Source organism: Kluyvera sp. EC_51, assembly GCF_019584505.1.
GTDB classification, from domain to species: domain Bacteria; phylum Pseudomonadota; class Gammaproteobacteria; order Enterobacterales; family Enterobacteriaceae; genus Kluyvera; species Kluyvera sichuanensis.
In genome coordinates, this window is sequence record NZ_VDAG01000100.1 from 1 (window position 1) to 24,304 (window position 24,304).

Annotated in this window: 21 protein-coding genes; 13 read left to right on the forward strand and 8 right to left on the reverse strand. The window is 55.3% G+C overall.

Annotated elements, in window-relative coordinates:
• The first annotated feature begins 251 nt into the window (after positions 1–251).
• A complete protein-coding gene (locus FHC49_RS19375) occupies positions 252–1,175 on the forward strand; it encodes a LysR substrate-binding domain-containing protein (protein ID WP_185668694.1) in 924 nt (307 codons plus the stop codon).
• Between the two features lie 30 nt (positions 1,176–1,205).
• Here the strand turns inward: FHC49_RS19375 and FHC49_RS19380 are convergent, their stop codons facing one another.
• Entirely contained in the window at positions 1,206–2,159 is a 954-nt protein-coding gene (locus FHC49_RS19380) for a lipopolysaccharide core biosynthesis protein RfaZ (protein WP_220440628.1), read from the reverse strand.
• Between the two features lie 427 nt (positions 2,160–2,586).
• Between FHC49_RS19380 and FHC49_RS19385 the strand changes: the two genes are divergently transcribed.
• The gene (locus FHC49_RS19385; RefSeq protein WP_220440629.1) at positions 2,587–4,962 is read left to right on the forward strand and encodes a glucose/quinate/shikimate family membrane-bound PQQ-dependent dehydrogenase; all 2,376 of its coding nucleotides are present in this window, start codon (positions 2,587–2,589) and stop codon (positions 4,960–4,962) included.
• 95 nt (positions 4,963–5,057) lie between these two features.
• Here FHC49_RS19385 and FHC49_RS19390 read toward each other — a convergent pair whose 3' ends face one another.
• From FHC49_RS19390 to cybB, 5 genes are all read right to left on the reverse strand, one after another.
• Positions 5,058–6,755 (reverse strand): methyl-accepting chemotaxis protein, encoded by a 1,698-nt coding sequence (locus FHC49_RS19390; protein WP_220440630.1) that lies wholly within the window; start codon positions 6,753–6,755, stop codon positions 5,058–5,060.
• 138 nt (positions 6,756–6,893) lie between these two features.
• Complete coding sequence (locus tag FHC49_RS19395; protein WP_220440631.1) at positions 6,894–8,012, reverse strand: S-(hydroxymethyl)glutathione dehydrogenase/class III alcohol dehydrogenase; 1,119 nt, start codon at positions 8,010–8,012, stop codon at positions 6,894–6,896.
• 23 nt (positions 8,013–8,035) lie between these two features.
• On the reverse strand, positions 8,036–8,311 hold the full coding sequence (locus FHC49_RS19400) for a metal/formaldehyde-sensitive transcriptional repressor (protein WP_185668689.1): 276 nt from the start codon (positions 8,309–8,311) through the stop codon (positions 8,036–8,038).
• A gap of 239 nt (positions 8,312–8,550) precedes the next feature.
• Positions 8,551–9,189, reverse strand: coding sequence for a leucine efflux protein LeuE (leuE, locus tag FHC49_RS19405; RefSeq protein WP_185668688.1), 639 nt, complete (start codon positions 9,187–9,189; stop codon positions 8,551–8,553).
• 70 nt (positions 9,190–9,259) lie between these two features.
• Entirely contained in the window at positions 9,260–9,787 is a 528-nt protein-coding gene (cybB, locus tag FHC49_RS19410) for a cytochrome b561 (protein WP_220440632.1), read from the reverse strand.
• 227 nt (positions 9,788–10,014) lie between these two features.
• Here cybB and gap point away from each other — a divergent pair, with 227 nt between their 5' ends.
• The 4 genes from gap (at position 10,015) to FHC49_RS19430 (ending at position 13,918) form a co-directional block, all read left to right on the forward strand.
• Positions 10,015–11,016, forward strand: coding sequence for a type I glyceraldehyde-3-phosphate dehydrogenase (gene gap, locus FHC49_RS19415; protein WP_185668686.1), 1,002 nt, complete (start codon positions 10,015–10,017; stop codon positions 11,014–11,016).
• A gap of 125 nt (positions 11,017–11,141) precedes the next feature.
• The gene (locus FHC49_RS19420; protein WP_220440633.1) at positions 11,142–11,918 is read left to right on the forward strand and encodes an isocitrate lyase/phosphoenolpyruvate mutase family protein; all 777 of its coding nucleotides are present in this window, start codon (positions 11,142–11,144) and stop codon (positions 11,916–11,918) included.
• Positions 11,902–12,960, forward strand: coding sequence for a bifunctional transcriptional activator/DNA repair enzyme AdaA (locus FHC49_RS19425; RefSeq protein ID WP_220440634.1), 1,059 nt, complete (start codon positions 11,902–11,904; stop codon positions 12,958–12,960). Before FHC49_RS19420 ends, FHC49_RS19425 begins: the two co-directional genes overlap by 17 nt.
• Before the next feature lie 31 nt (positions 12,961–12,991).
• A complete protein-coding gene (locus FHC49_RS19430) occupies positions 12,992–13,918 on the forward strand; it encodes an alpha/beta hydrolase (RefSeq protein WP_220440635.1) in 927 nt (308 codons plus the stop codon).
• A gap of 86 nt (positions 13,919–14,004) precedes the next feature.
• Here the strand turns inward: FHC49_RS19430 and aldA are convergent, their stop codons facing one another.
• Positions 14,005–15,450, reverse strand: coding sequence for an aldehyde dehydrogenase (gene aldA, locus FHC49_RS19435; protein ID WP_185668683.1), 1,446 nt, complete (start codon positions 15,448–15,450; stop codon positions 14,005–14,007).
• A gap of 224 nt (positions 15,451–15,674) precedes the next feature.
• Between aldA and FHC49_RS19440 the strand changes: the two genes are divergently transcribed.
• Entirely contained in the window at positions 15,675–16,202 is a 528-nt protein-coding gene (locus FHC49_RS19440; protein WP_370631777.1) for a hypothetical protein, read from the forward strand.
• 28 nt (positions 16,203–16,230) lie between these two features.
• Here the strand turns inward: FHC49_RS19440 and FHC49_RS19445 are convergent, their stop codons facing one another.
• The gene (locus FHC49_RS19445; RefSeq protein WP_220440639.1) at positions 16,231–17,025 is read right to left on the reverse strand and encodes a YdcF family protein; all 795 of its coding nucleotides are present in this window, start codon (positions 17,023–17,025) and stop codon (positions 16,231–16,233) included.
• A gap of 328 nt (positions 17,026–17,353) precedes the next feature.
• Between FHC49_RS19445 and FHC49_RS19450 the strand changes: the two genes are divergently transcribed.
• The 6 genes from FHC49_RS19450 to FHC49_RS19475 all read left to right on the forward strand — a co-directional run bounded on the left by FHC49_RS19450 (position 17,354) and on the right by FHC49_RS19475 (position 24,123).
• A complete protein-coding gene (locus FHC49_RS19450) occupies positions 17,354–18,676 on the forward strand; it encodes an MFS transporter (RefSeq protein ID WP_185668682.1) in 1,323 nt (440 codons plus the stop codon).
• A 199-nt stretch (positions 18,677–18,875) separates the two neighbouring features.
• On the forward strand, positions 18,876–19,307 hold the full coding sequence (locus FHC49_RS19455) for a MarR family winged helix-turn-helix transcriptional regulator (protein ID WP_220440640.1): 432 nt from the start codon (positions 18,876–18,878) through the stop codon (positions 19,305–19,307).
• Positions 19,307–20,959, forward strand: coding sequence for an MFS transporter (locus FHC49_RS19460; RefSeq protein WP_185668681.1), 1,653 nt, complete (start codon positions 19,307–19,309; stop codon positions 20,957–20,959). Before FHC49_RS19455 ends, FHC49_RS19460 begins: the two co-directional genes overlap by 1 nt.
• A 24-nt stretch (positions 20,960–20,983) precedes the next feature.
• On the forward strand, positions 20,984–22,069 hold the full coding sequence (locus tag FHC49_RS19465; protein WP_220440636.1) for an HlyD family secretion protein: 1,086 nt from the start codon (positions 20,984–20,986) through the stop codon (positions 22,067–22,069).
• Positions 22,066–23,442, forward strand: coding sequence for an efflux transporter outer membrane subunit (locus FHC49_RS19470; RefSeq protein ID WP_220440637.1), 1,377 nt, complete (start codon positions 22,066–22,068; stop codon positions 23,440–23,442). Before FHC49_RS19465 ends, FHC49_RS19470 begins: the two co-directional genes overlap by 4 nt.
• A 21-nt stretch (positions 23,443–23,463) precedes the next feature.
• Positions 23,464–24,123: an O-methyltransferase gene (locus FHC49_RS19475; RefSeq protein WP_220440638.1), complete on the forward strand. Its 660-nt coding sequence runs from the start codon at positions 23,464–23,466 to the stop codon at positions 24,121–24,123.
• Positions 24,124–24,304 lie beyond the last annotated feature (181 nt).

Here is a 24,304-nt window from a genome sequence, read left to right on the forward strand (position 1 = left end):
ATAACGCTTGCTTACTATGACCGGAAAAGCCGTAGTATTATCCGGATAGACTAGGAAAGTGTTACCTATGTTCCCGGTCTGAAGTGTTACCTATGTATCCGGTCGTACAGAAGCGACGCCGGGACTATCGACAACCCCAACAAATCACTTGTCTGTTAAACCGCACAAATGTTAATAATAATTTGCTAGCAAGTTATCAAATTTAAACAACATCACTTGTCACCCGTACCGCTCTGTTTTTAACATCGCCTATGGAAAAAAATGCTCTCTTTAGTCAGCGCATTCGTCTGCGCCATCTGCACACATTCGTAGCCGTCGCCCAACAGGGAACTTTAGGGCGTGCGGCTGAAACCCTTAATCTAAGCCAGCCAGCGCTCTCCAAGACGCTCAATGAACTCGAGCAACTTACCGGTACTCGCCTCTTCGAACGCGGCCGTTTGGGCGCACAGTTGACCCTCGTCGGTGAACAGTTTTTAACCCATGCGGTAAAGGTGCTTGATGCGCTGAATACCGCCGGCCAGGCGTTAATTCGTAAAGAAGGTGTTAACAATGATGTGGTACGCATCGGTGCCCTGCCGACGGCTGCCCTCGGCGTATTACCTGCAGTAATAGGTCAGTTCCACCAGCAGCAAAAAGATGTGACGCTCCAGGTTGCCACCATGAATAACACCATGCTGCTGGCCGCCCTGAAGTCCGGGGATATCGATCTAGGAATTGGCCGCATGTCTGACCCGGAGCTGATGACCGGGCTGAACTATGAGCTGTTGTTCCTGGAGTCATTGAAGCTGGTGGTACGCCCCGATCACCCGCTATTGCACGAAAACATTACCCTGAGCCGCGTACTGGAGTGGCCGGTAGTGGTGTCACCAAAAGGCACCGTCCCGCGCCAGAATGCGGAAACCTTGCTGCAAAGCCAGGGCTGTAAAATGCCTGCGGGTTGTATCGAGACGCTCTCCGCCTCGCTCTCGCGCCAGCTTACCGTCGATTACAACTATATCTGGTTTGTGCCTTCCGGCGCGGTGAAAGACGATTTGCGTCGCGGGGTCCTCACCGCCCTGCCAATCGCCACGCAGGGCCAGGGAGAGCCCATTGGTATTCTCACGCGGGTGGACACCCCGCTTTCAGCCGGTGCGCAAACGCTGCTTAGCGCGGTTCGCAAATCAATGCCTTCCTGATCCGGTGACTGCGGCTCAGCAGAGCCGCAGTCACCGGATAGCCTTTTCGACCCTATCCCAGCGCATCTTAGGGAAAGCGCCAATCGCACTGTCTGGTGATAAATTGATAACCTGAATATTATTCAGTTCACAATACGATCTTGCTGATATAAAAGCGCTGCTGATGGCAGCGAAATCTTTGTCCAGCCCCGTCGAGAGTTTATCGTTTTCCGTTTCATAAAAACGAGGCGCATTAAAGTTATTCATATCGAGCCCAACGATATAGATCCGTTTGTAACCTAATACGCAGGCAATCTGAAGCGCAGGGTATGCGACTGTTCCATAATCAAAAATGGCTTTATCAATATTGTCAGCAAAGCCAAAATCATTAAAAAAATGGAAGCTTTCATCATTATAATCAATAGGTACCAGCGGTGAAAGAAATCGAGAAATCCCTACCTGCGTTGCTACTTCAAAGATTTTAATATGACAGTGAATGTCTTTCTTACTGATATGCGTAAAGATCGACTCCAGACTGGAGTAGGTACAAAACAGGATCATATTTCTTGTGGCAACAATCTCTTTCACCAGTGCCATTCGATCTAATACAAACGTTCTATCAATAATCACATACCAATCATAATCAATTGTTTTTATGGAAAAAGCTCCATTAACACCAAGATAGTCAAACGTATCATCAAAAAACGTTCTTTCGATATGTTTAACCGATGGGCCAGTGGCCATAATGATCAGCGGTTTCGCTCTTTGCGTTGTTTTCAATACAATGCTTTCTATTTCCTTCCGCTTATAATAAACCTTGTCAATACCTCCAGATGTTTTTCTAACCACCTTAAAATAAGGCCACAGATTTTTATTATGATGATATTTTTTTGAATGCGTTGTTCGGTATAGTGTTTTGCACATCCATTTAAAGAATGAATCAATCCCTGTCATAAAAATGATATCCATAGATACTTCGATAATAATTAAAGTAAAACGATACATTCAGATAGCGCCATGGTGGTACCGCATAATACACCCACACTAACTCAGTGAGTTATTAAAATACTATCGCGCAGATATAAGCATATTATCAGCGTGGAATGCCGCCACAGAAACGTTATAAATTAAACCTACAGAATTGGATTGCCCCTTACAAAACCGTGCTGCTCCCCCTTCTAAAGCGACAGCTCCTGCGCTCAACGCCTTGGCCATAAACAATTAATGCGAAATTATTTTTTAACAATTGCGCAATGCAATTTAACAGATCTATCATATCCATAATTTAACCAAATGGTTCATTGATGGTTTCATTACTAAACTAGATTCGTCACTTAGAAACTCATTTTCGCTTCATTCAAAACAAAAGCACGAACCAAAAAAAACCATTTGGTTCAATCGTGCCCACTTTTGCTGTTTTAAGGAGAACGGTATGGCAACTGGCAACGTGCCACGAGGATTCCCACGAGTCCTGCAGTGGCTTCTTATCGCGCTGATGTTGATCGTCGGCCTGGCTATCGGGGCGCTGGGGGCGAAGCTCGCCAGCGTCGGCGGTTCCTGGTTCTTTGCCCTGATGGGGCTAGTGATGGTGGTGAGCGCCATTCTGATTGCCCGTCAGCGTCGCGGCGGGATCGTGCTGTACGCACTGGCGTTTATCGTGGCGGTCGTCTGGTCAATCAGCGACGCAGGCTGGGATTTCTGGCCGCTCTTCTCGCGCCTGTTTACCTTTGGCGTGCTGGCGTTTCTCTGTGCGCTGGTGTGGCCGTTTATGTCGCACGTTCAGCCCGCGAAAAAAGGCCCGGCCTTTGGCCTCGCCGCCGTGATTGCCGTTGTACTGCTGGTGAGCATGGGCGGTATGTTCAAGCCGCAAACGCTGGTTTCCGCCACCGAAGCGGTGCCGGTTAAACCGGTGGCGCCCGGCGATGAGCAGAAAAACTGGGAGCATTGGGGCAACACCACCCACGGCGACCGTTTTGCCGCGTTAGACCAGATCAATAAGCAGAACATCGATAAGCTCCAGGTGGCATGGGTTGCTCATACCGGCGATATTCCGCAAAGCAACGGTTCAGGTGCGGAAGATCAAAATACCCCGCTGCAGGTCGGCGACACCCTCTTCGTCTGCACCCCGTACAGCAAAGTACTGGCGCTGGACGTTGACTCGGGCAAAGAGAAATGGCGCTACGATTCGAAAGCCACTGCGCCTAACTGGCAGCGCTGCCGTGGTCTGGGGTACTTTGAAGATAACGCGTCCGTTAACGCGCAGGCACCAGCAACTCAACCTGCCGCCTGCCCTCGTCGTCTGTTCCTGCCGACCACCGATGCGCGTCTTATCGCTATCAATGCTGATAACGGTAAAGTGTGCGACGACTTTGGCGACCACGGCGTGGTTGATCTGAGCATCGGGATGGGCGATATCAAGCCGGGCTACTATCAGCAGACCTCTACGCCATTAGTGGCGGGTAATGTGGTGATCGTGGGCGGCCGCGTGGCCGATAACTTCTCCACCGGCGAACCGCCGGGCGTAGTGCGCGCATACGATGTGCATAGCGGTAAACTCGCGTGGGCGTGGGACCCAGGTAACCCTAACCTGACCGGCCTGCCGCCAGAAGGGATGACCTATACCCGCGGTACACCAAACGTCTGGTCCGCGATGTCTTACGACGCGAAACTGAACCTGGTCTATCTGCCGACCGGTAACGCCACGCCTGACTTCTGGGCCGGTGAACGTACCGCACTCGACGATAAGTACAGTTCCTCCATCGTGGCGGTAGATGCCACCACCGGTAAAGTGCGCTGGCACTATCAGACCACCCACCACGACCTGTGGGACTTTGACCTGCCGTCGCAGCCGCTGTTATACGACCTGCCAGATGGTAAAGGCGGCACCACGCCGGTACTGGTCCAGACCAGCAAGCAGGGCATGATCTTTATGCTCAATCGCGAAACCGGTGAGCCGGTAGCCAAAGTCGAAGAACGTCCGGTTCCGGCAGGCAACGTGCCCGGCGAACGCTACTCGCCGACTCAGCCTTACTCCGTTGGCATGCCGATGATCGGCAACGAAACGCTGAAAGAGTCCGATATGTGGGGCGCTACGCCGGTTGACCTGCTGTTGTGCCGCATCCAGTTTAAAGAGATGCGTCATCAGGGTATCTTCACCCCACCTGGCGAAGACCGTTCCCTGCAGTATCCTGGCTCACTGGGCGGAATGAACTGGGGCAGCGTGTCGGTTGACCCGAACAACAGCCTGATGTTCGTCAACGATATGCGTCTGGGTCTGGCAAACTACATGGTGCCACGCGCCAATGTGGCGAAGAATGCCAGCGGTATCGAGATGGGGATTGTACCGATGGACGGTACCCCGTACGGCGCCATGCGCGAGCGTTTCCTGTCACCGCTGGGTATTCCTTGCCAGAAACCGCCGTTCGGCACCATGTCTGCGGTGGATCTGAAGTCAGGGAAAATCGTCTGGCAGGTACCGGTTGGTACGGTTGAAGATACCGGGCCGCTGGGGATCCGCATGCATATGCCAATTCCTATCGGGATGCCTACGCTTGGCGCGTCGCTCTCGACGCAGTCCGGCCTGCTGTTCTTCGCCGGTACTCAGGATTTCTATCTGCGTGCGTTTGATACCGCAACCGGGAAAGAGATCTGGAAAGACCGTCTGCCGGTTGGCAGTCAGTCTGGCCCAATGACCTATGTATCGCCGAAAACCGGCAAACAGTACATCGTCATTAACGCGGGTGGTGCGCGCCAGTCACCAGATCGCGGTGATTACATTATTGCCTACGCATTGCCGGACAGTCATTAAGCCGAATGTCCGTCACATATTCGGTGACGGAAACCGATGCCTCGCCACCTTTACGGTGACGAGGCTTTTTTATTTGCAGGTCGAATGGCTCTCGCTTAAAACGTTTCCCAGTTATCCGCACCTGCGGTAGCTACCGCCGGGCGAGCGGGGTTAAAGGTGGCCTTTACTGTCGCTTTGGCCGTTTCAACGCGTTCGCTGGACTGTAAGCGGAAGGTACCAACTGCTTCGGTTAAGCGTGCCGCCTGTTCTTCCAGTGAAGCCGCCGCCGCAGAGGCTTCCTCCACCAGCGAGGCGTTTTGCTGAGTCACGTTATCCATCTCGGTGACCGCCTGGCTCACCTGCTGAATACCGCGATTCTGCTCGTCAGACGCAGCCGCAATCTCCAGCATGATATCGGTCACGCGTTTTACCGCATCCACAATATCGGTCATCGTGGTGCCCGCACGTACCACTTCGCCTGAGCCACGTTCAATCAACGTCACTGATTCACTGATCAGCCCCTCAATCTCTTTTGCCGCCTGGGCGCTACGGCTTGCCAGCGTGCGCACTTCACTCGCTACCACCGCAAATCCGCGCCCCTGTTCACCCGCACGCGCCGCTTCCACCGCCGCGTTCAGCGCCAGAATGTTAGTCTGGAAGGCAATACTGTTGATGACCGAGGTTATCTCAGAAATTTTCTTCGAGCTGGTCGAAATGCTGCCCATCGTCGACACCACGCCGGAGACCAGTTGGCCGCCGCGCGTTGCTTTGCCCGACGCGTCCTCCGCCAGTTTGCTGGCATGATGGGCGTTCTCGGCATTCTGTTTCACCGTTGCGGCTAACTGCTCCATGCTGGCCGCCGTCTGTTCAATCGCCGCCGCCTGCTGCTCGGTTCGAGAAGAGAGATCGGTATTGCCGGCGGAGATTTCGCTAGTGCCGCGATAAATTTCTTCTGCTCCCTGACGCACGCTGCCCACGGTCTGCACCAGCGCGTGCTGCATTTTTTGCAGATGGCCGTTGAGCTGCCCAATCTCGCTGCGCCCTACCGGTTCATCCGGCATCGTCAGGTCACCATTAGCAATCTGCGCAATGCGCACGCCCGCGCGCTGCAGCGGCAGGATCACCACGTTACGCAGGGTGGTAAAGGTGACGATGGTCATCAGCACCGCCAGCACAAACGCGCCGATCATAAATATCACGCCCAGGCGGGTACGATCGTGGGCCAGCTCGGCAAGCTGGTTGGCACGAGCGGTACGAATAGTAATGACCTTATTGCGTACATCGTTGTACGCGTCGTCGAACGCGCGCGCCTGCTCGCTTTCATAGTTAATGATGGCTTCAAACATGCCGTTTTTGGCGTATTTCAGCATCGGCGCCATCCCTTCTAAATAGGCGTTGTAGCGCTGATTCATTTCGGCATCCAGCGCTTCGTCCGCCTGCGTTTTCACGCTGCGGTTGGCGTAGAGCTTAAACCCATCCTGAGAGCGTTTGATTCTGTCTTCTGCCGCCGCCAGGTTTTTCTTCATGCTCTCCATTTCAGCAATACGGCTGTCCGCACCGGCGTGAATCATCATGATTCGGGCTTCGCGCAGATAGTTGGCGCTGTCGGAAAGCCCCACGCGCACCTGAAGCTCCTGGGTAACGTCGCGCTGGTCGTTATCGGCCTTCCACATAAAATAGCCCGCCAGCCCTGAACTCAGCGCGAACAGTACCAGAATGCCGCCCAGTACCGAGCCGAAAAACGGCACCAGACGGATATGATGTAAGAAGCCGACCTTTTGTGCGCGACGCGGCTGCGCGGATTTTTTTTCCATGAGTGACTCTCTTGTACTTGAGGTAAGTAATAGAGTCATCGGCCATTAGCGCTGATTTGTTATCAGCAATGGTGCAAAACGCAAGGCGGGTCACACTTCGGAGAACCAGCGGGACAATCCCGCTGGTTAGGGGGAGGATTATTTACCGCCGAAATGAATGACGGTACGGATAGATTTCCCTTCGTGCATCAGATCAAACGCTTCGTTGATCTGGTCTAACGGCAGACGGTGGGTAATAAACGGGTCGAGCTGAATTTTGCCCGCCATCGCCTCTTCCACCATGCCCGGCAGCTGGGTACGGCCTTTCACGCCGCCGAATGCCGAACCGCGCCATACGCGACCGGTCACCAGCTGGAACGGACGGGTTTTAATTTCCTGACCCGCACCAGCCACGCCGATGATAATGCTTTCGCCCCAGCCTTTATGGCAGCATTCCAGCGCCGAACGCATCACGTTGACGTTGCCAATACATTCGAAGCTGAAGTCCACGCCGCCGTCGGTCAATTCAACGATCACGTCCTGAATCGGCTTATCGTAGTCTTTCGGGTTGATAAAGTCGGTTGCGCCCATTTCACGCGCCAGGGTGAATTTTTCCGGGTTCGTGTCCACGGCCAGAATGCGCCCGGCTTTTGCCTGTACCGCGCCCTGAATCACTGCCAGACCAATACCGCCGAGGCCAAACACCGCCACGGTATCGCCCTCTTTCACTTTCGCCGTGTTGTGTACCGCGCCGATACCGGTGGTCACACCGCAGCCCAGCAGGCAGACTTTATCCAGCGGCGCCTGCGGGTTCACCTTCGCCAGTGAGATCTCCGCACAGACGGTGTACTCGCTGAAGGTGCTGGTACCCATATAGTGATAAATCGGTTCACCGTTATAGGAGAAACGGGTGGTGCCATCCGGCATTAACCCTTTACCCTGAGTGGCGCGTACCGCCTGGCACAGGTTGGTTTTGCCCGATTTACAGAACTTACACTCGCCACATTCTGCGGTATACAGTGGAATAACATGGTCGCCCGGCTTGAGGCTGGTTACCCCTTCGCCCACTTCAACGACCACGCCGCCGCCTTCATGGCCAAGCACCGCCGGGAACACGCCTTCAGGGTCGTCCCCTGACAAGGTGAATGCATCGGTATGGCAAACGCCGGTATGGGTGATTTTGACCAGCACTTCGCCTTTTTTCGGCGGCGCAACGTCAATTTCCACAATCTTCAGCGGCTGACCTGGGCCAAACGCAACTGCAGCACGTGATTTCATAACTCTCTTTTCCATTATGGGGATTATTTTAAATAGGACCGAAGCAGGTGACCGACCTCAGCCATGCGCAGCGCCCGCTGATCCGGCGTGGTTTCACCGCTGACCAGTTCATCTTTAAGGTGCATTTCAACCATCTCGCCCATCAGGCCGTTAGAGGCCCCGCGAATCGAGGCAATCTGCTGCAGGATGGTCAGGCAGGAGTCACCCGATTCCAGCGCACGCTCCAGCGCTTCAACCTGCCCTTTAATACGGCGCACTCGGCTTAATGCCCGTTTTTTGTCTTCGAGTGAATGCGGCATAGCTCCTCCGATAGTATAGGGGGGTATACTATCAATCTCATTGTGTTGATGTAAAATAAATGTTTTATTTTTTTCAAATGCGCGAAAGAGCATATCGCAAGCGGCGCGGGTTTACGCATCCAGAGCTCTAAGTTTAGACGTTTATTACGGGGATGTGATGGCCGGCCTGCGCCGTTATCGTGATGTGAAAAGGAATAAAACAGACTGGCCCGATAAGGGTTACCGGGCCAGGGAAGTTATCAGGACTGGAGCGTTGCCAGACGCGCGGCAAAGCCGACAAACACCAGGCCAATCAGGCTGTTACCGATTTTCGCCAGTTTTTTACGCGTTTTCACATAGCGCGTCACCAGCGAGCCAGAGACAATCAGGAAGCTCAGGTAGGTAAAGCTCACCAGCTCCAGCGTCACCGCGAGAATAAAGAACGCCAGGCCCGGGGTTGTCGCGTGAACGTCAATAAACTGCACGAAGAACGACACGTAGAACAGGATCGCTTTCGGATTGGTGAGGCTCAGCGTTAACGCACGCTTGAAGATAGCGTGGCCCGGTTCTGCCGCTTCATCGTGTTCGGCATTTTGACGTTTCAGCGTACTGTAGAGCATCTTGCCGCCGAGATAGAGCAGATAAATGGCCCCCAGGTAGCGGACAATATTAAACAGCACCGGCGTGGTTTTAATCAGCGTGGCGACGCCCGCAAACGAAAGAGACATCAGAACGGCATCGCCAATAAACACCGCGAGCGCCGCCATATAGCCTTTGCGGATACCGTGCGATACGCCGGTCTTTAGCACGAAGAAGGTATTCGGCCCCGGCACCAGAATAATAAAGATGGCCCCGAGCAAATAGGTCCAGTAATTAAGTACACCAAAATCTGCGAACACCCTGTTCTCTCCACTCATACGTCAGACATAAGACTTATGGTAGCGCAGAGCCCAGGGAGTTGAAAGCGTGTTAACGCTTGCGCGGCATCATGCGCAGCAGCGTATTGTCCTTCCAGATATAGTGGTGCGCCAGCGCGGCAAGCGCATGCAGACCAATCAGCCAGTAGCCGAGGTTGGCGAGGAACACGTGATAGTGTTTAAGCGTATCGACGAGGTCGAAATTCCCCTCCGCTGCGTGCGGCATGGTGATACCAAACGCCAGCCACGGGTTACCACGGTTGTACATCATGATAAGACCAATTAGCGGCAGCGCGATAAACAGCAGGTAGATAGCCAGGTGCCCCAGGTGCGCCATGCCGGTCATCATCGGTTTTGGCTTCGGCACGATTGGCGGCGCCGGGCGCTTCAGGCGAATCAGCAGACGCGCCACCATCAGCACCAGTACGCTAATCCCGCAGGAGACGTGGATCATGTTAATAACCGGACGGTCGCTGCGGGGGAAAAATCCGCGTAGTTCCATCGCCGCATAGGCCACCACCACCAGCAGAAAGACCAGCCAATGGATGGCAATTTGTAAGCGGGAATATTTATCGTTCATCGCCAAAATACTCTGAGAAGTAACATAAAAAAGCAAAATAGCCGCGATTCATTAAAATTTCATTAACTTTTTCAAATCGATACAAATTAAATTTTCGCGACAGCGTTGCCCTTCCCGGCGCGCTGAACTAAGCCTGGACAGGTGAAATACATAAACCACACTTATTCATTGAATCGATCTGACGTACGCGTATTGGGCTGACATCCCATCACTGACAGGAGAGCACCATGAGTAAAATTGGCATTAACGGGTTTGGACGTATTGGTCGTCTGGTTCTGCGCCGTTTACTGGAAGTATCCAGCAGTCATGAAGTGGTCGCGATTAACGATCTCACCTCCCCCAAAGTTCTGGCTTATCTATTAAAGCATGACTCCAACTATGGTCCGTTCCCGTGGAGCGTGGATTACAACGATAATGCGCTGATTGTGAATGGTAAAACCATCACCGTTTACGCCGAAAAAGAGGCGCAAAATATTCCCTGGACCGCCCAGGGCGCTGAACTGATTGTCGAATGCACCGGCTTCTACACCTCAACGGAAAAATCGCAGGCGCACATTGATGCCGGGGCGAAAAAAGTGCTGGTCTCCGCCCCTGCGGGCGACATGAAAACCCTCGTCTTTAACGTCAACGACGATACGCTGAACGCCAGCGATAAGATTATCTCCGTCGCCTCGTGCACCACCAACTGCCTGGCGCCAATGGCCAAAGCCCTTCACGACGCATTTGGCATTGAAGTCGGTACCATGACCACCATTCACGCCTACACCGGCACCCAGTCGCTGGTTGATGGCCCGCGCGGTAAGGATTTGCGCGCCTCACGTGCGGCCGCAGAGAACATCATTCCGCATACCACCGGGGCTGCCAAGGCCATTGGCCTGGTGATCCCCGCGCTGAGCGGCAAGCTGAAGGGCCATGCCCAGCGCGTGCCGACCAAAACCGGCTCGGTAACCGAACTGGTCTCTATCCTGGGTAAGAAAGTGACCGCCGAGGAGGTCAACCAGGTGATGAAGAACGCGGCGCACAACAATGAATCATTTGGCTATACCGAAGAGGAGATTGTCTCTTCCGATATCATCGGCACCCATTTCGGTTCCGTTTTCGATGCCACCCAAACCGAAGTGACCGAGGCAGGCGGCCTGCAGTTGGTTAAAACCGTCTCCTGGTACGATAACGAATATGGTTTTGTGACCCAGCTGATTCGCGTGCTGGAAAAATTCGCCAAAATGTAACGCCTCAGGCGGGCGGCATCATGCCCCCGCCGTCTTCCCTGTCAAAAAATGGTCGTCCGATTTTCGGTTGCTGGCGTTTTGCTCGTCGCGGCACACTCCGTTTGCACACACAACCGGAGAACCCGATGAACTTCAGCAAATTACACCATCAACCTCACCCTCTGCTTATCGCCAACGTGTGGGATGTCGCTAGCGCGCTGGCAGCCGAGAATGCCGGGTATCAGGCGATGGGAACGTCCAGCGCCGCCATCGCGGCCATGTTGGGCTACGCCGACGGCGAAGGTCTTCCTTTTGCCGAACTACGCTATCTCGTCAGCCGTATTCGCGCCTGTACGTCATTACCACTCAGCGTGGATATGGAAGCTGGCTATGCTGACTGCGTCGATGGCATTGTGGAGAATTTGCTGCAACTGAGAGCGCTTGGCGTGGTAGGTGTGAATCTGGAAGACAGCCGGGTTCACAACGGTGTACGACGCCTGATAGATACTGACTGTTTCGCTCATCAACTGCGAGAGATCCACAAAGCGCTCAACGCCAGTGGCTGCCCGCTCTTTTTAAACGTGCGTACCGATGCCTTTCTGCTTGGCTTACCTGATGCATTGCAAGTGACACTGTCACGCATTGCTCACTATGCGGCAAACGGTGCCGACGGGCTGTTTGTGCCGTGCGTCCACCGTTTGCAGGATATTGCCACTCTGGTCCAGCAAACCACCCTACCGCTGAACGTGATGGCGGTTCCCGACCTGGCCGATTTCGCCACGCTGACAGAACTTGGGGTACGTCGCATTTCAATGGGTAATGCGGTACATAGTGCAATACAAACCCGGCTAAACGATCTACTGTTAACCCTTCGCCATCAGCCGTCCTTTGCAGGAGTCTTCGACGATGAAAGTCACCGATAGTGCCCAGTGCGACACCTGGTACCAGGCACTGCTAGCGCGGGCGTCGGAGTATACCGGCGTTTTCTACGTCGGGGTAAAAACCACCGGGGTGTTCTGTATTTCGGTGTGCCGCGCACGAAAACCGAAGCGTGAAAACGTGGAGTTTTACCGTGATTTCAAGTCGGCGCTGGACGCAGGCTTTCGCCCCTGCAAGGTATGCCGCCCTACCGAAAACGCCTGCAGCGCACCGGATTTTATCGAGCAGGCGATGGCGCTGGTGCGGCAAACGCCGAAAGCGCGCGTCAGCGATACTCAGCTTCGTGAACACCACCTCAGCCCGGAGCGCGTCCGACGCTGGTTTTTGCACCACCACGGCATCACCTTTCAGGCGTTCCAGCGGATGCAGCGGGTTAACGTTGCCCTGCAGGAGTTGAAAAGCGGGCGCAGCGCCACGGATGTGGCTTTTGATAGCGGCTACGAGTCGCTTAGCGGCTTCGGCTATACCTATAAAAAGCTCACCGGCCACTCTCCGGCAACGGTCCAGCAATCGCTGTTGATTCACCGCTTTACCACGCCGATTGGGCCGATGTTCGTCTGCGCCAGCGAACGTGGGGTGTGCCTACTTGAGTTTGTCGACCGCCGGATGCTGGAGACCGAATTTAGCGACATCCAGCGCCTGCTGAATGCCCGCATTATCGCCGGGCAAAATGATCATACCCGACAGGCTGAAAAAGAGATTAGCGAGTATTTTGCCGGACAGCGTCAGCGCTTTACCCTGGCGCTGGATACGCCCGGCAGCGACTTTCAACGCCGTGTCTGGCAGGCATTGTGTTTGCTACCCTGCGGTGAAACCACCCACTATCAGGCGCTGGCCGAAACGCTCAACCAACCGACCGCCGCCCGCGCCGTTGCGGCGGCCAACGGCGCGAATCGTATTGCTATCGTCATTCCCTGCCATCGGGTGATTGGCAAAGACGGCAGCATGACCGGCTACGGCGGCGGCATTGCCCGTAAAGCCTGGCTACTGGAACACGAGGCAAAAATAGCCCGCGTGGAGAGATAATCCGCGCGACATCAAACCGATTGAGGATGCCATGAACGCAACGCCCAAGGATCTATTACTAACACGGATGGCCCAGGCAGCCCGCACGTCCACCACTTTCCCCCTCTGGCCCGGCGGCGATGCACCGGGTGCCAGCACCAGTACCGTAACGCCGGTGCTGGAAAGCGACCACACCGGCAGCAGCGCGTGGGATCGCGCGGTCACCGGTGTTCGTGCACCGCAAATAACGGTGTTTCAGCCAGACAATCCCAACGGCGTGGGGATTCTGGTGACGCCTGGCGGTTCCTATCAGCGCGTGGTGCTGGATAAAGAAGGCACGGCGCTCGCCCCCGATTTTACCGCTCAAGGCTATACGCTATTCGTGATGACCTACCGCATGCCGGGAGACGGTCACCAGGAGGGAGCCAATGCCCCGCTGGCGGACGTTCAGCGTGCCATGCGTACCCTCCGCAGCCAGGCCGCACGCTGGCAGATTTCGCCTGACAAAATCGGCGTTCTCGGTTTCTCCTCTGGCGGGCACGTGGCGGCAAGCCTGGGGACGCGCTATCTGGAGAAGGCCTATCCGCCGCTGGACGAGATTGATGAGATTTCTGCCCGCCCTGATTTTATGGCGCTGGTCTATCCCGTTATCAGCATGGACGAGGGGTTCGGCCACCCTGGTTCGCGCCGTGCATTGCTTGGCGATACGCCAGACCCGACCCAGCGTGCGCATTACTCACTGGAAAAACGCGTCGACCGTCAGGTGCCGCCAACCTTTTTGCTGCATGCGGTCGACGATCCGGCGGTGAAGGTGGAAAACAGCCTGGCGCTGTTTAATGCGTTGCACGCGCAGCAGGTGCCGGTAGAGATGCATCTGTTTGAACAGGGGCGACACGGGTTTGGTATTCGTGATGCCGAGGGGTTGCCGGTGGCGGTGTGGCCACGGTTGATGATGAACTGGATTGCGACGAAGGTTTAGCTCGGGGAGGTCCCGGCGTCGCGTTGCTCGGCCGGGCTACATTCGAAACGTAGCCCGGCTAAGCGCAGCGCCGCCGGGAAACGCACTTAGCCCTGCGTTTGCAAATAGACCATCTGCGTTTGCAGGTATTCATTCAGCCCATGCTTGCCGTCCGCCCCGCCGATGCCGGACTTACGCCAGCCCGCATGGAAACCCTGCATCGCTTCAAAGTTCTCGCGGTTGATATAGGTTTCGCCAAACTTGAGGCCGCGCACGGCTTTCATCGCCTGGTTGAGGTCGCGGGTATAGACCGATGAGGTCAGCCCGTAGTCGCTGTCGTTCGCCATTTTCAGCGCCTCATCCAACGTATCGAACATCACTACCGGCAGCACCGGGCCGAAGGTCTCTTCGTGCATGATGCTCATCTCCTGGCGCACGTCCAGCAGCAGCGTTGGTGGGTAGAAATAACCGGCACCGTCTACCGCTTTACCACCTAACACCACCTTCGCGCCCTGAGCGACGGCTTTCGCCACTTTCTGCTCTACGCGCTCCAGCGCGGCGGCGTTAATCAACGGCCCCATCGCAATATCGTTGCGTTTTGCCGGGTCGCCAAAGGCCACGGCCTTCATCGCTTCACCCAGTTTATTGACGAAGCTATCGTAAATCCCTTTCTGCACATAGACGCGCTCGGCGCAGTTACACACCTGCCCGGTGTTAATCACGCGCGAATCGACAATCGCTTTCACCGCCAGCTCAAGATCGGCATCATCCAGCACAATCGCCGGTGCTTTACCGCCCAGTTCAAGTCCCACTTTGGTGATATTTTTTGCCGCCGCCGCCATGATTTTCTCACCCGCGGCCACGCTGCCGGTCATGCTGACCATCGCCACCTTCGGGTTACCTGCCAGCTCCTGGCCCACGGTTTCCCCGCGCCCCAGCACCAGGTTGAAAACGCCTTTCGGCAGGCCAATTTTATGAACAATTTCAGCAAAGGCGATGGCGTTATTCGGCGTAAACTCGCTTGGTTTGATAACGATGGTATTACCGGTAATCAGTGCGGGTGCCATCTTGCGGGCAATCAGGAAGAACGGGAAGTTCCACGGCAGAATCCCGGTGGTCACCCCCAGCGCACGTTTAAAGACAAAGATATTTTCACCGGGGCGATCGCTTTGCAGGATCTCCCCTTCGTAACGACGCGCCCACTCGGCCATGTACTCGATATAGTCAGCGGTGAAACCCACCTCAACCTCGGCCAGCTGTTGAATTTTGCCACCTTCGGCAACAATCATCTGGCTAATCTCCGCCGCGCGCTCGCGAATGCCTGCGGCAATTTTACGCAGCCATCCGGCACGTTCAATCGCTGGCAGCGCTTCCCAGGCTGGCTGCGCGCGCTCAGCGGCATCAATCGCTTGCTTCGCGTGCTCGGCATCACCATCAGGAATACGGGAAAGACACGCTTCGGTTGCCGGGTTAATCACATCAATCCAGCTATCGCCCTGCCAACTGACGAACTGACCATCGATATACATCGGGTGTTGTACGGGTGACGTCATGAGCTGCTCCTGTCTGTGTTAGGTCATTAACAAGTAAAAATATTGTTAAATACATATACACTCTGGCAACTTTTCCAACCGATTATGTCTGTTTCTGTGAAGCCGCGCGTAAAGATAGCGCGCTAATTTTCCGCAAGATGCGGCACTGGTTTAGCCGAGGTTTATCGCGAAAGACCTATCATGTAGCGCAATGTTTTTTCTTTCTGGCTTTACTTAGTTTTAAAATGCGTAAAATACCCAGCGTGCTGGCATTTGCGTCGGCACTGCTGCCGGCCGCCTCCAGCTTTGCAGATGAGATAAATCTCTACTCCGTTAATACCGGCTCCTTTGTCTACCATATGAGCGGCAACCACGGTCAATATAACGAAAAATTCAATAACGACTTTTTCTCCATCGAACGTAAGTTCTCTGAAGATTCAAAATACAGTCTGCTGGTCGGCACAATGAAGAACAGCTTTGCAGACCGCTGCCTGTCGCTGGGCGTGCGTCGCGACTGGCTGCAGGGCAGTGGCCAGAATAAGGGCTGGACCTTTAAAGGCGTATACGCCTATACGGGCGAGTTCTTTTTTGATGCCTTCAGCCACTGCGGCGACTCCGGCACCTACCATACGGCGAAAAAAATCACCGGCGTGGGCTTCTCACCGTATATCTACCACGGGCTGCAGTACAACTTTACCGACTACTTCGGTATTGAAAGCGGCATTATTCTGCCGTCGATATTTGTAGTCAGCGTGCAGTGGAGTTTCCGCTAGCCCGGCCGGGACGGCGGCCGGATTAGCGTCAAGCCATCGTTCGGCTAGCTAAGATCTGCTGAAGCTGCGGGTCTGCTGAAAGGTGCTGCCAGGCGGCTTCGACTTCAGTGGGGATATCGACGTGAGCAATAAAGTCTTTCCCGCGCGGCCCGTAACCCTTGGCATCATCACGCAGGCGAGGCACTTCACCGAACAGCAGCGACAGATAGCGCGATACCGGCCACAGCCCAACCGCCGGTTGACGATAGCTAACACCGTCCGGTGTATTGACCAGTTCCGGTACGTAGCCTGGATAGCTGAGACAGCGCGGTGCATTGTCCACACCCTGCCAGACGCGGGTAAAAGTCGCCATCGTGCGGCGCTGCATGGTGGGATCCTGCACTACCGTCACCGTATCGGGACGAATGCCCCTCTCTTCCATCACCCGGCGGGTAAACCAGGCATTCTCACCGCAGTTGGTAGACTGGTCTTCTACCACAATGCGCTCCCGCGGGATCTGCCAGAAACGGTGGGCAATCTCCGCCAGCAGCGTGGCCTCGGCTTCGCCATCACAGCTAATGCTTTGATAGCGCGGGTGCTCGGCAATGGCCTCGTAGAGGAAATTTGTCGAATGACCAATGCCGCCGCTTATCAATAGCGAACCACCGTGCTCGCTCGCCAATTGACAGGCCGCCTCAATGGTTGGCATCACGGCATTCCCCGCCATGACCACCCACTGCGTTTGTGAAGCCTGCGGCGGCGCAGCAAAATCATTTTGCGCCAGCCAACGCCCCAGCACGTTGGCAGCGTTCAGCGTTTCCTGTGGTAAGTTTGACACGTTCATCACCTGCTCTACTCCCTTCATTTCCACCATTTTGTAACAATCCTGAAATAACCAGAAACGTCTAAAAACAACAGGGTTGCACCTGAATAAAACGCTATTTAAAAGATATTTTTCAGCATTTAAATCTACTAACTAACAAACTTAAAGTTAAAACGAACAGAAATGGTTCTCATTTTTGCTCGCAAATTTCAATAACACGGTTGCCAAAGATAACACTCATATCTAAGTTGCTTAACAAACACACAACCTTTTTCACAATCCAGGTTGCACCATTCAAACAAAAAAGGTGACACCTGATTTTAACCCAATGTGGCGGGAGTTATTCTTCATGACAATACAAGAAAGTAGCACCACGATCCTGAAAAAGAATAAGAGGGTCCTGATTGCGAGCCTGACCGGCAGTTCCATTGAATGGTTTGACTATTTTTTATACGGAACAGCAGCCGCACTGGTGTTCAATAAAATCTTTTTCCCGATGGTTGACCCGGTCATCGGCCTGATTCTCTCCTACCTCTCCTTCTCGCTCACTTTCTTTATCCGCCCGATTGGCGGCGTTATCTTTGCTCACATTGGCGACCGTATCGGTCGTAAAAAGACGCTGGTGTTAACCCTGTCGCTGATGGGGAGTGCAACCGTGATGATTGGCCTGCTGCCGACCTATGACATGATTGGCATCTGGGCACCGATTTTACTCATTCTGATGCGTATTATTCAGGGGATTGGTATCGGCGGTGAATGGGGGGGCGCGCTGCTGCTGGCCTATGAATACGCGCCGGAAAAACGTAAAGGCTTCTTCGGCAGTATTCCGCAGGCAGGCGTGACAATTGGGATGCTGATGGCGACCTTTATCGTCTCGCTGATGACCCTGTTCAGCGAAGAACAGTTCCTCTCCTGGGGCTGGCGCATTCCGTTTTTGATGAGCGCGGCACTGGTGCTGGTTGGCCTGTGGATCCGTAAAGATATCGACGAAACGCCGGAATTCAAGAAGGTGAAAGAGTCGGGTAAAGTCGCTAAAGCGCCGCTGCGCGAAACGCTGACCAATCACTGGCGCGAAGTGATTATCGCAGCGGGTCTGAAGGTGGTAGAAACTGCACCGTTCTATATCTTCTCCACCTTCGTCGTGAGCTACGCCACCACTACCCTGACCTACCAGAAGTCACAGGTGCTGGAAGCCGTAACGCTCGGCGCACTGGTCTCCACGGTGATGATCCCATTGATGGGGCTGCTCTCCGATAAGATTGGCCGTCAGCGGATGTACGCGATTAGCGTCGTGCTGCTGGGTCTGTTTATCGTGCCGTGGTTCCTGCTGCTCAACACCGGCACCACCTGGGGGATCACCCTCGCCACCGTAATCACCTTCGGGATTTTATGGTCACCGATTACCGCCGTGCTGGGTACGCTGTGTTCGGAAATCTTTAGCGCCAACGTACGCTATACCGGCATCACGCTGGGCTATCAAATTGGCGCTGCGCTGGCAGGCGGCACCGCGCCGCTGATTGCGACCGGTCTGCTGGCAAAATACAACGGCGATTGGGTTCCCGTTGCCTGGTATCTGGCAACGACGGTGGCAATTTCTCTGACGGCGATTTTCTTTGCCAGTCGTCGGAAAAATCACGCGGCTTCGGTAAACGCGCAGACCAGTCAGATTTAACCCGTAGCCCGGACGAGGCGTGTTAACGCCGACTCCGGGTGTTTTTCCGGTGACGCTTCGCTTGGCCGGGCTACAAAAGCACTCGTATAGCAAACTAATAATCATATTCATGTAACATTTATTTTTCACATTCACTTGAATTATGGTTTTCAGCGAACGTAAAATCATTAGAGCTCTAATGATTATGAACGCATCGCCTATGGATAACCGTCAGCTTAATTTTTCTCATCTCCTCTATCTCACCGCCCACCACTGGCGGCTGGCGGTAAACCGTCGGCTGAAAGATCTGGGTATGAGTCAGGCCACATGGGTCGCCGTGGCCAGCATTGCGCGCAACGAACAGCCGCTATCGCAAGCTGAGCTGGCTCAGGAGTTGGGCGTGGAAAGCGCCACCGTGGTGCCGCTGATTAACAAACTGGTCGAGTCCAGGCTGGTCGAGCGAGTGCTGACCGATCGCGATAAACGTAAGCGGCTGCTGGTCGCAACGCCAAAAGGCCTTGAGCTTTATCATCAGGTGAAAGCCGTGGCGGATGAACTGCGTGAAGAAATTCTGACGGTGATTACCCCGGAAGAACAAGAGATAACCCGCAACGTACTGACCCGACTGCTGCGCGAAGTGGAGAAGAAATAATGGCTCCACCGCGTCGTGACCCCTATGCCCCGCACGACTGGGCACCCCACGAAAAACCGGCGATCCTCGGCTCACCCTCAACGCCTATTCACAGTGCGCCAAAGCGTGTCGCCTACGGGATCGTCGGCCTGCTGGTCTGCCTCACCGGCGCGCTAGGCAATGCGGTGGTGACCGCCAATCTACAAAACCTACAGGGTTCGTTTGCCGCCTGGTCGACGGAGATTGCCTGGCTGCCTGCCGTGTACGTCATGACCAACGTCTCGATTAACCTACTGTTGGTGAAATTCCGTCAGCAGTTTGGCCTGCGGGCGTTTACCGAAGGCTTTCTGGTGCTCTACGTGCTGGTCACCTTCTTTCACCTGTTCGTCAATGACCTCAGTTCGGCGCTGATGGTGCGCGCCGCCCACGGCATGGTGGCCGCAGCGCTCAGTTCGCTCGGGATCTATTATCAGGTGCAGGCCTGGCCGGCGAAACACCGCCTGAAGGCGTTGACCATTGGGATTACCGGCTCGTCGTTGGCGATCCCCATCGCCCGCCTGTTCTCCACCGAACTGCTGCAAATCGATGAATGGCGCGGGCTTTATTTCTTCGAGCTGGGGTTAGCGCTGGTATCGCTGGCCTGCGTTATCGCCCTCAAGCTGCCGCCGAGCGATCGCAAAAAAGTATTCGAGAAGAAAGATTTTATTACCTTTATTCTACTGGCTCCCGGCATGGCACTGATTTGCGCCGTGCTATCGCTGGGCCGTCTGGACTGGTGGTTTGAAGCGCCGTGGATTGGCTGGTCGCTGGCAGCGGCGGTGGTGCTGATTGTGTCCGCCATTATCTTTGAACATAACCGCACCAACCCGCTGCTCAATACCCGCTGGCTCTCCAGCGGCAGTATTTTGCGCCTGGGGCTGATTATGGTGCTGATCCGCATCGTGCTGGCGGAGCAGAACACCGGCGTGATCGGCTGGCTTCAGTATGTGGGACTGCAAAACGAGCAGATGACGACGCTGGCCTGGTCCATTTTTGCCGGTATTACCTGCGGGATTATCGCCAGTTGCCTGACGCTCAACCCGCGCCGCCTGTACTGGCCGACCGCCACGGCGTTAACGCTCATCATGATAGCCTCGCTGCTGGACAGCCAGTCCACCAGCCTGACGCGCCCGGACCAGCTGATGTTCAGCCAGTTCCTGCTCGGTTTCGGTAGCGCCTTCTTCCTCGCACCCGCCATGCTCGCCGGTATCGGCGGGGTGATTGCCGATCAGCGCAATCTGGTGAGCTTTTCGGTGCTGTTTGGCATGAGCCAGAACATTGGCGGGCTGCTCGGTTCAGCGATCCTCGGTACCTTCCAGACCTGGCGTGAGAAGTTTCACTCCAGCCAGCTTGCCGACCAGATAACCACCCTCAATCCGCTGATTAACGAGCGGCTGCAGCTTTACGCCCAGCAGTATCAGAGCCAGCTTGGCGATAGCGCGCTATTGAACGTTCAGGCCAGTACCGTGCTGCAAAACCTCTCCACGCTGGAGGCCAATATTCTCGCCTACAATGACACGTATCTGCTAACAGCGGCCATTTCCGCCGCCACGCTGCTGTGGGTGTTCTGGCGATTATTAAGATTGCGTATTACCGCCCATATCGCGCTGAAACGTGCGACGGGAAGCAAATAACAACAAGAGAGATCTGGAGTCGTTATGAGTCAGCAGGATGCGGCCCAACAACAGGCCAATACCCGAAACAATATCCGCGTGGTATCCATTTTTACCGCCGCAGCCATCGGCCTCGTCGGCGTACTGGTGATTCTGTACGCCTGGCAGCTACCGCCGTTTACCCGCCACAGTCAGTTCACTGACAACGCCTACGTGCGCGGCCAGACCACCTTTATCAGCCCGCAGGTCAATGGCTACGTTACCGGGGTAAACGTGCAGGACTTTAACCAGGTCAAAAAAGGCCAGGTACTGTTCCAGATTGATGACCGCATCTATAAGCAGCGCGTGCACCAGGCACAGGCGCAGCTGGCAATGAAGGAAGCGGCGCTACGCAATAACCTCCAGCAGCGCAAAAGCGCCGAGGCGGTGATTGTCCGTAACGAAGCGGTGCTGCAAAATGCCCGCGCGCAGAATCTCAAATCGCAGGCGGATTTAAAGCGCGTGCAGGATCTGACGGCGGACGGTTCGCTGTCGATTCGTGAACGAGATTCCGCCCGCGCCAGCGCCGCTCAGGGGACGGCGGATATTGAGCAGGCAAAGGCGACGCTGGAGATGTCAAAGCAGGATCTGCAGACCACCATCGTCAACCGTGACGCGCTGGAAGCCGACGTGGCCAACGCCAAAGCCTCGCTGGAGCTGGCGGAGATAGACTTGCAAAACACGCGCATTATCGCCCCCACCGACGGCCAGCTTGGGCAAATCGCCGTACGGCTTGGCGCGTACGTGACCGCCGGAACGCACTTAACGCCGCTGGTGCCGCCGCAGCACTGGGTTATCGCCAATTTGAAAGAAACTCAGCTTGCAACCATACGTATCGGCCAGCCGGCGACCTTTACCGTCGATGCGCTCAACAGCGAGAAGTTCAGCGGTACCGTGCAGAGCATTTCACCGGCCACCGGCGTGGAGTTCAGCGCGATTTCACCGGATAACGCCACCGGTAACTTTGTCAAAATTGCCCAGCGTATTCCGGTACGCATTGCAGTGGATGAAGGACAGAATAACCTGCAGCGCCTGCGTCCGGGGATGTCAGTACAGGTCACCATAGATACCCGCGCGGAGGCGAAACCATGATCCGCCCCGTCGCCCTGGCGCTGGCTCTCGCGCTGGTCGGCTGTCAGTCTGCCGACGTACAGCGCGCCGAACCTACGCTGGCTATTCCTGCCGCCTGGCGCGCCGACATTGGCCCTGCCAGCCCGGTCGAGGGGGTATGGTGGCGCAATTTTCACGACAGCGCGCTCAACCAGTACGTTGACCAGGCGCTACGCTACAACAGCGATGTGCTGATCGCCCGCGAGCGAGTGAATGAATATCAGGCGCGCGCCTATGCCGCCGATGGCAGCCTGTTCCCCACGCTGGACGCCGGGCTAACCGGCACTCGCGCCCGCGCACAGTCTGCCGCTACCGGTTTACCGATTCACAGCACGGTCTATAAAGGCGGCCTGACCGCCAGTTATGATGTCGATCTCTGGGGGGCAAATCGCAGCGCCTCCGATGCCGCCAAGGCAAGCCTGGCGGCGCAAAAAGCCGCCGCCGCTGCCGCAGATTTGACGGTCGCGACCTCGGTTTCCGTAGGCTATATCACCCTGCTGTCGCTCGATGAGCAGCTACAGGTTACTGAGCAAACGCTGAAGTCGCGGGAAGAGGCGTATAAGCTAGCAAAGCGCCAGTATGAAACCGGCTATACTTCTCGCCTCGAACTGATGCAGGCGGATTCAGCGCTGCGTTCTACTCGAGCTCAGGTGCCGCTGCTGCGCCATCAAATCGCCCAGCAGGAGAACGCGCTGAGCGTGCTGCTCGGCAATAATCCCGGCGAAGTAAAACGCAACGCGTTTGATAAACTCACCCCGCTTTCGCTGCCGTTGCAGCTTCCCTCTACGCTGCTCAACCGCCGCCCCGATATCGCTCAGGCCCAGCGTCAGTTGATCGCCGCCGATGCGACCCTGGCATCGGCGCAGGCCAAACTTCTGCCATCGATTAATCTGACGGCAACCGGCAGCTTCCAGGACCGCACGCTGCCGGACCTGCTCGATAACCCACTGCGGCTCTGGAGCATTGGCGGCAGTATTCTTGCGCCGTTGCTCAACCGTCAGGCGCTGAATGCGCAGGTCGACGTGTCGATGGCCCAGCGCAATCAGGCGCTGTACAGCTATGAAAAAACAGTACGCAGCGCGTTTAAAGAGGTCAACGATAGCCTCGATGCCATCACCCGCTACGGCGAACAACTGACTGAACTGCAAGGTCAGGAAGACGTGGCTCAGGAGACCCTGCGGCTGGCGCAGAATCGCTACAACAACGGTTACTCTTCTTATCTTGATGTGTTGGATGCGCAGCGTACCTTGTTCTCAACGCAAATCAGCGTAGTACAGGTGAAAAACAATCTGCTGCTGGCGCAAATCGATCTTTACCGGTCGCTAGGAGGCGGCTGGTCTTCGCTGTCAGGCTGACAAATCCCAAGGGGTGTCACAATGCAAAAACAGTGGTCGGACGTTGATAATTATTTGATAGAGAACCTGATTCCCAACGATCCCGTGCTGTCTCAGGTGTTAGAGAACAACCATCGTGCCGGTCTGCCCGCGCACGATGTGGCGGCCAATCAGGGGCAGCTGCTGGCGCTGTTTATCCGTATGGTGGGTGCGAAATCCATTCTGGAGATAGGTACGTTAGGCGCGTACAGCACCATCTGGATGGCTCGCGAACTGCCGCCTAACGGGCGGTTAATTACCCTCGAAGCCGACCCGTTGCACGCCCGTGTGGCGCGAGAGAATATCGCGCTCGCCGGGCTTGATAGCGTGGTAACGCTGCGCGAAGGCCCGGCGCTGGATTCTTTGGCGACGCTTGCGGATGCCGCGCCGTTTGACGTGATTTTTATTGATGCCGATAAGCCGAACAACCCTTATTACCTGCAATGGGCACTGAAATATTCTCGTCCAGGAACACTTATCATCGGCGATAACGTGGTGCGCGACGGTGAGGTGACCAACCCCAACAGCACCGACGACCGCGTGCTCGGCGTGCGTCGGTTTATTGAGATGATGCATAACGATCCGCGCCTAACGGTCACGGCACTGCAAACGGTCGGGATTAAGGGGTGGGATGGGTTTACGCTGGCGTGGGTAAACGCGTAGAAACGGTAAAGACCCGGGGTCGGCGTGCGCCTCGCCCGGGCTACATCATTATTGAAGCCCGGCCAGGCGCAGGTACAAACCGGAAACATAGGTAACACTTTAGACCGGATACATGGGTAACAGTTATAACTGGCATAGAAGAGGAGACTCGCTATGCCCTGGACTGAGACCCGACCTATGC

Bases quoted from the DNA above. Each gene is read 5' to 3' on its own strand.
- FHC49_RS19375 (WP_185668694.1), top strand. From the start codon at position 252: ATGGAAAAAAATGCTCTCTTTAGTCAGCGCATTCGTCTGCGCCATCTG.
- aldA (WP_185668683.1), bottom strand. From the start codon at position 15,450: ATGACGTCACCCGTACAACACCCGATGTATATCGATGGTCAGTTCGTC.
- cybB (WP_220440632.1), bottom strand. From the start codon at position 9,787: ATGAACGATAAATATTCCCGCTTACAAATTGCCATCCATTGGCTGGTC.
- FHC49_RS19395 (WP_220440631.1), bottom strand. From the start codon at position 8,012: ATGAAATCACGTGCTGCAGTTGCGTTTGGCCCAGGTCAGCCGCTGAAG.
- FHC49_RS19455 (WP_220440640.1), top strand. From the start codon at position 18,876: ATGGATAACCGTCAGCTTAATTTTTCTCATCTCCTCTATCTCACCGCC.
- FHC49_RS19380 (WP_220440628.1), bottom strand. From the start codon at position 2,159: ATGTATCGTTTTACTTTAATTATTATCGAAGTATCTATGGATATCATT.
- gap (WP_185668686.1), top strand. From the start codon at position 10,015: ATGAGTAAAATTGGCATTAACGGGTTTGGACGTATTGGTCGTCTGGTT.
- FHC49_RS19475 (WP_220440638.1), top strand. From the start codon at position 23,464: ATGCAAAAACAGTGGTCGGACGTTGATAATTATTTGATAGAGAACCTG.
- FHC49_RS19470 (WP_220440637.1), top strand. From the start codon at position 22,066: ATGATCCGCCCCGTCGCCCTGGCGCTGGCTCTCGCGCTGGTCGGCTGT.
- FHC49_RS19465 (WP_220440636.1), top strand. From the start codon at position 20,984: ATGAGTCAGCAGGATGCGGCCCAACAACAGGCCAATACCCGAAACAAT.
- FHC49_RS19420 (WP_220440633.1), top strand. From the start codon at position 11,142: ATGAACTTCAGCAAATTACACCATCAACCTCACCCTCTGCTTATCGCC.
- FHC49_RS19430 (WP_220440635.1), top strand. From the start codon at position 12,992: ATGAACGCAACGCCCAAGGATCTATTACTAACACGGATGGCCCAGGCA.
- FHC49_RS19460 (WP_185668681.1), top strand. From the start codon at position 19,307: ATGGCTCCACCGCGTCGTGACCCCTATGCCCCGCACGACTGGGCACCC.
- FHC49_RS19425 (WP_220440634.1), top strand. From the start codon at position 11,902: ATGAAAGTCACCGATAGTGCCCAGTGCGACACCTGGTACCAGGCACTG.
- FHC49_RS19385 (WP_220440629.1), top strand. From the start codon at position 2,587: ATGGCAACTGGCAACGTGCCACGAGGATTCCCACGAGTCCTGCAGTGG.
- FHC49_RS19445 (WP_220440639.1), bottom strand. From the start codon at position 17,025: ATGAACGTGTCAAACTTACCACAGGAAACGCTGAACGCTGCCAACGTG.
- FHC49_RS19390 (WP_220440630.1), bottom strand. From the start codon at position 6,755: ATGGAAAAAAAATCCGCGCAGCCGCGTCGCGCACAAAAGGTCGGCTTC.
- FHC49_RS19450 (WP_185668682.1), top strand. From the start codon at position 17,354: ATGACAATACAAGAAAGTAGCACCACGATCCTGAAAAAGAATAAGAGG.
- FHC49_RS19400 (WP_185668689.1), bottom strand. From the start codon at position 8,311: ATGCCGCATTCACTCGAAGACAAAAAACGGGCATTAAGCCGAGTGCGC.
- FHC49_RS19440 (WP_370631777.1), top strand. From the start codon at position 15,675: ATGCGTAAAATACCCAGCGTGCTGGCATTTGCGTCGGCACTGCTGCCG.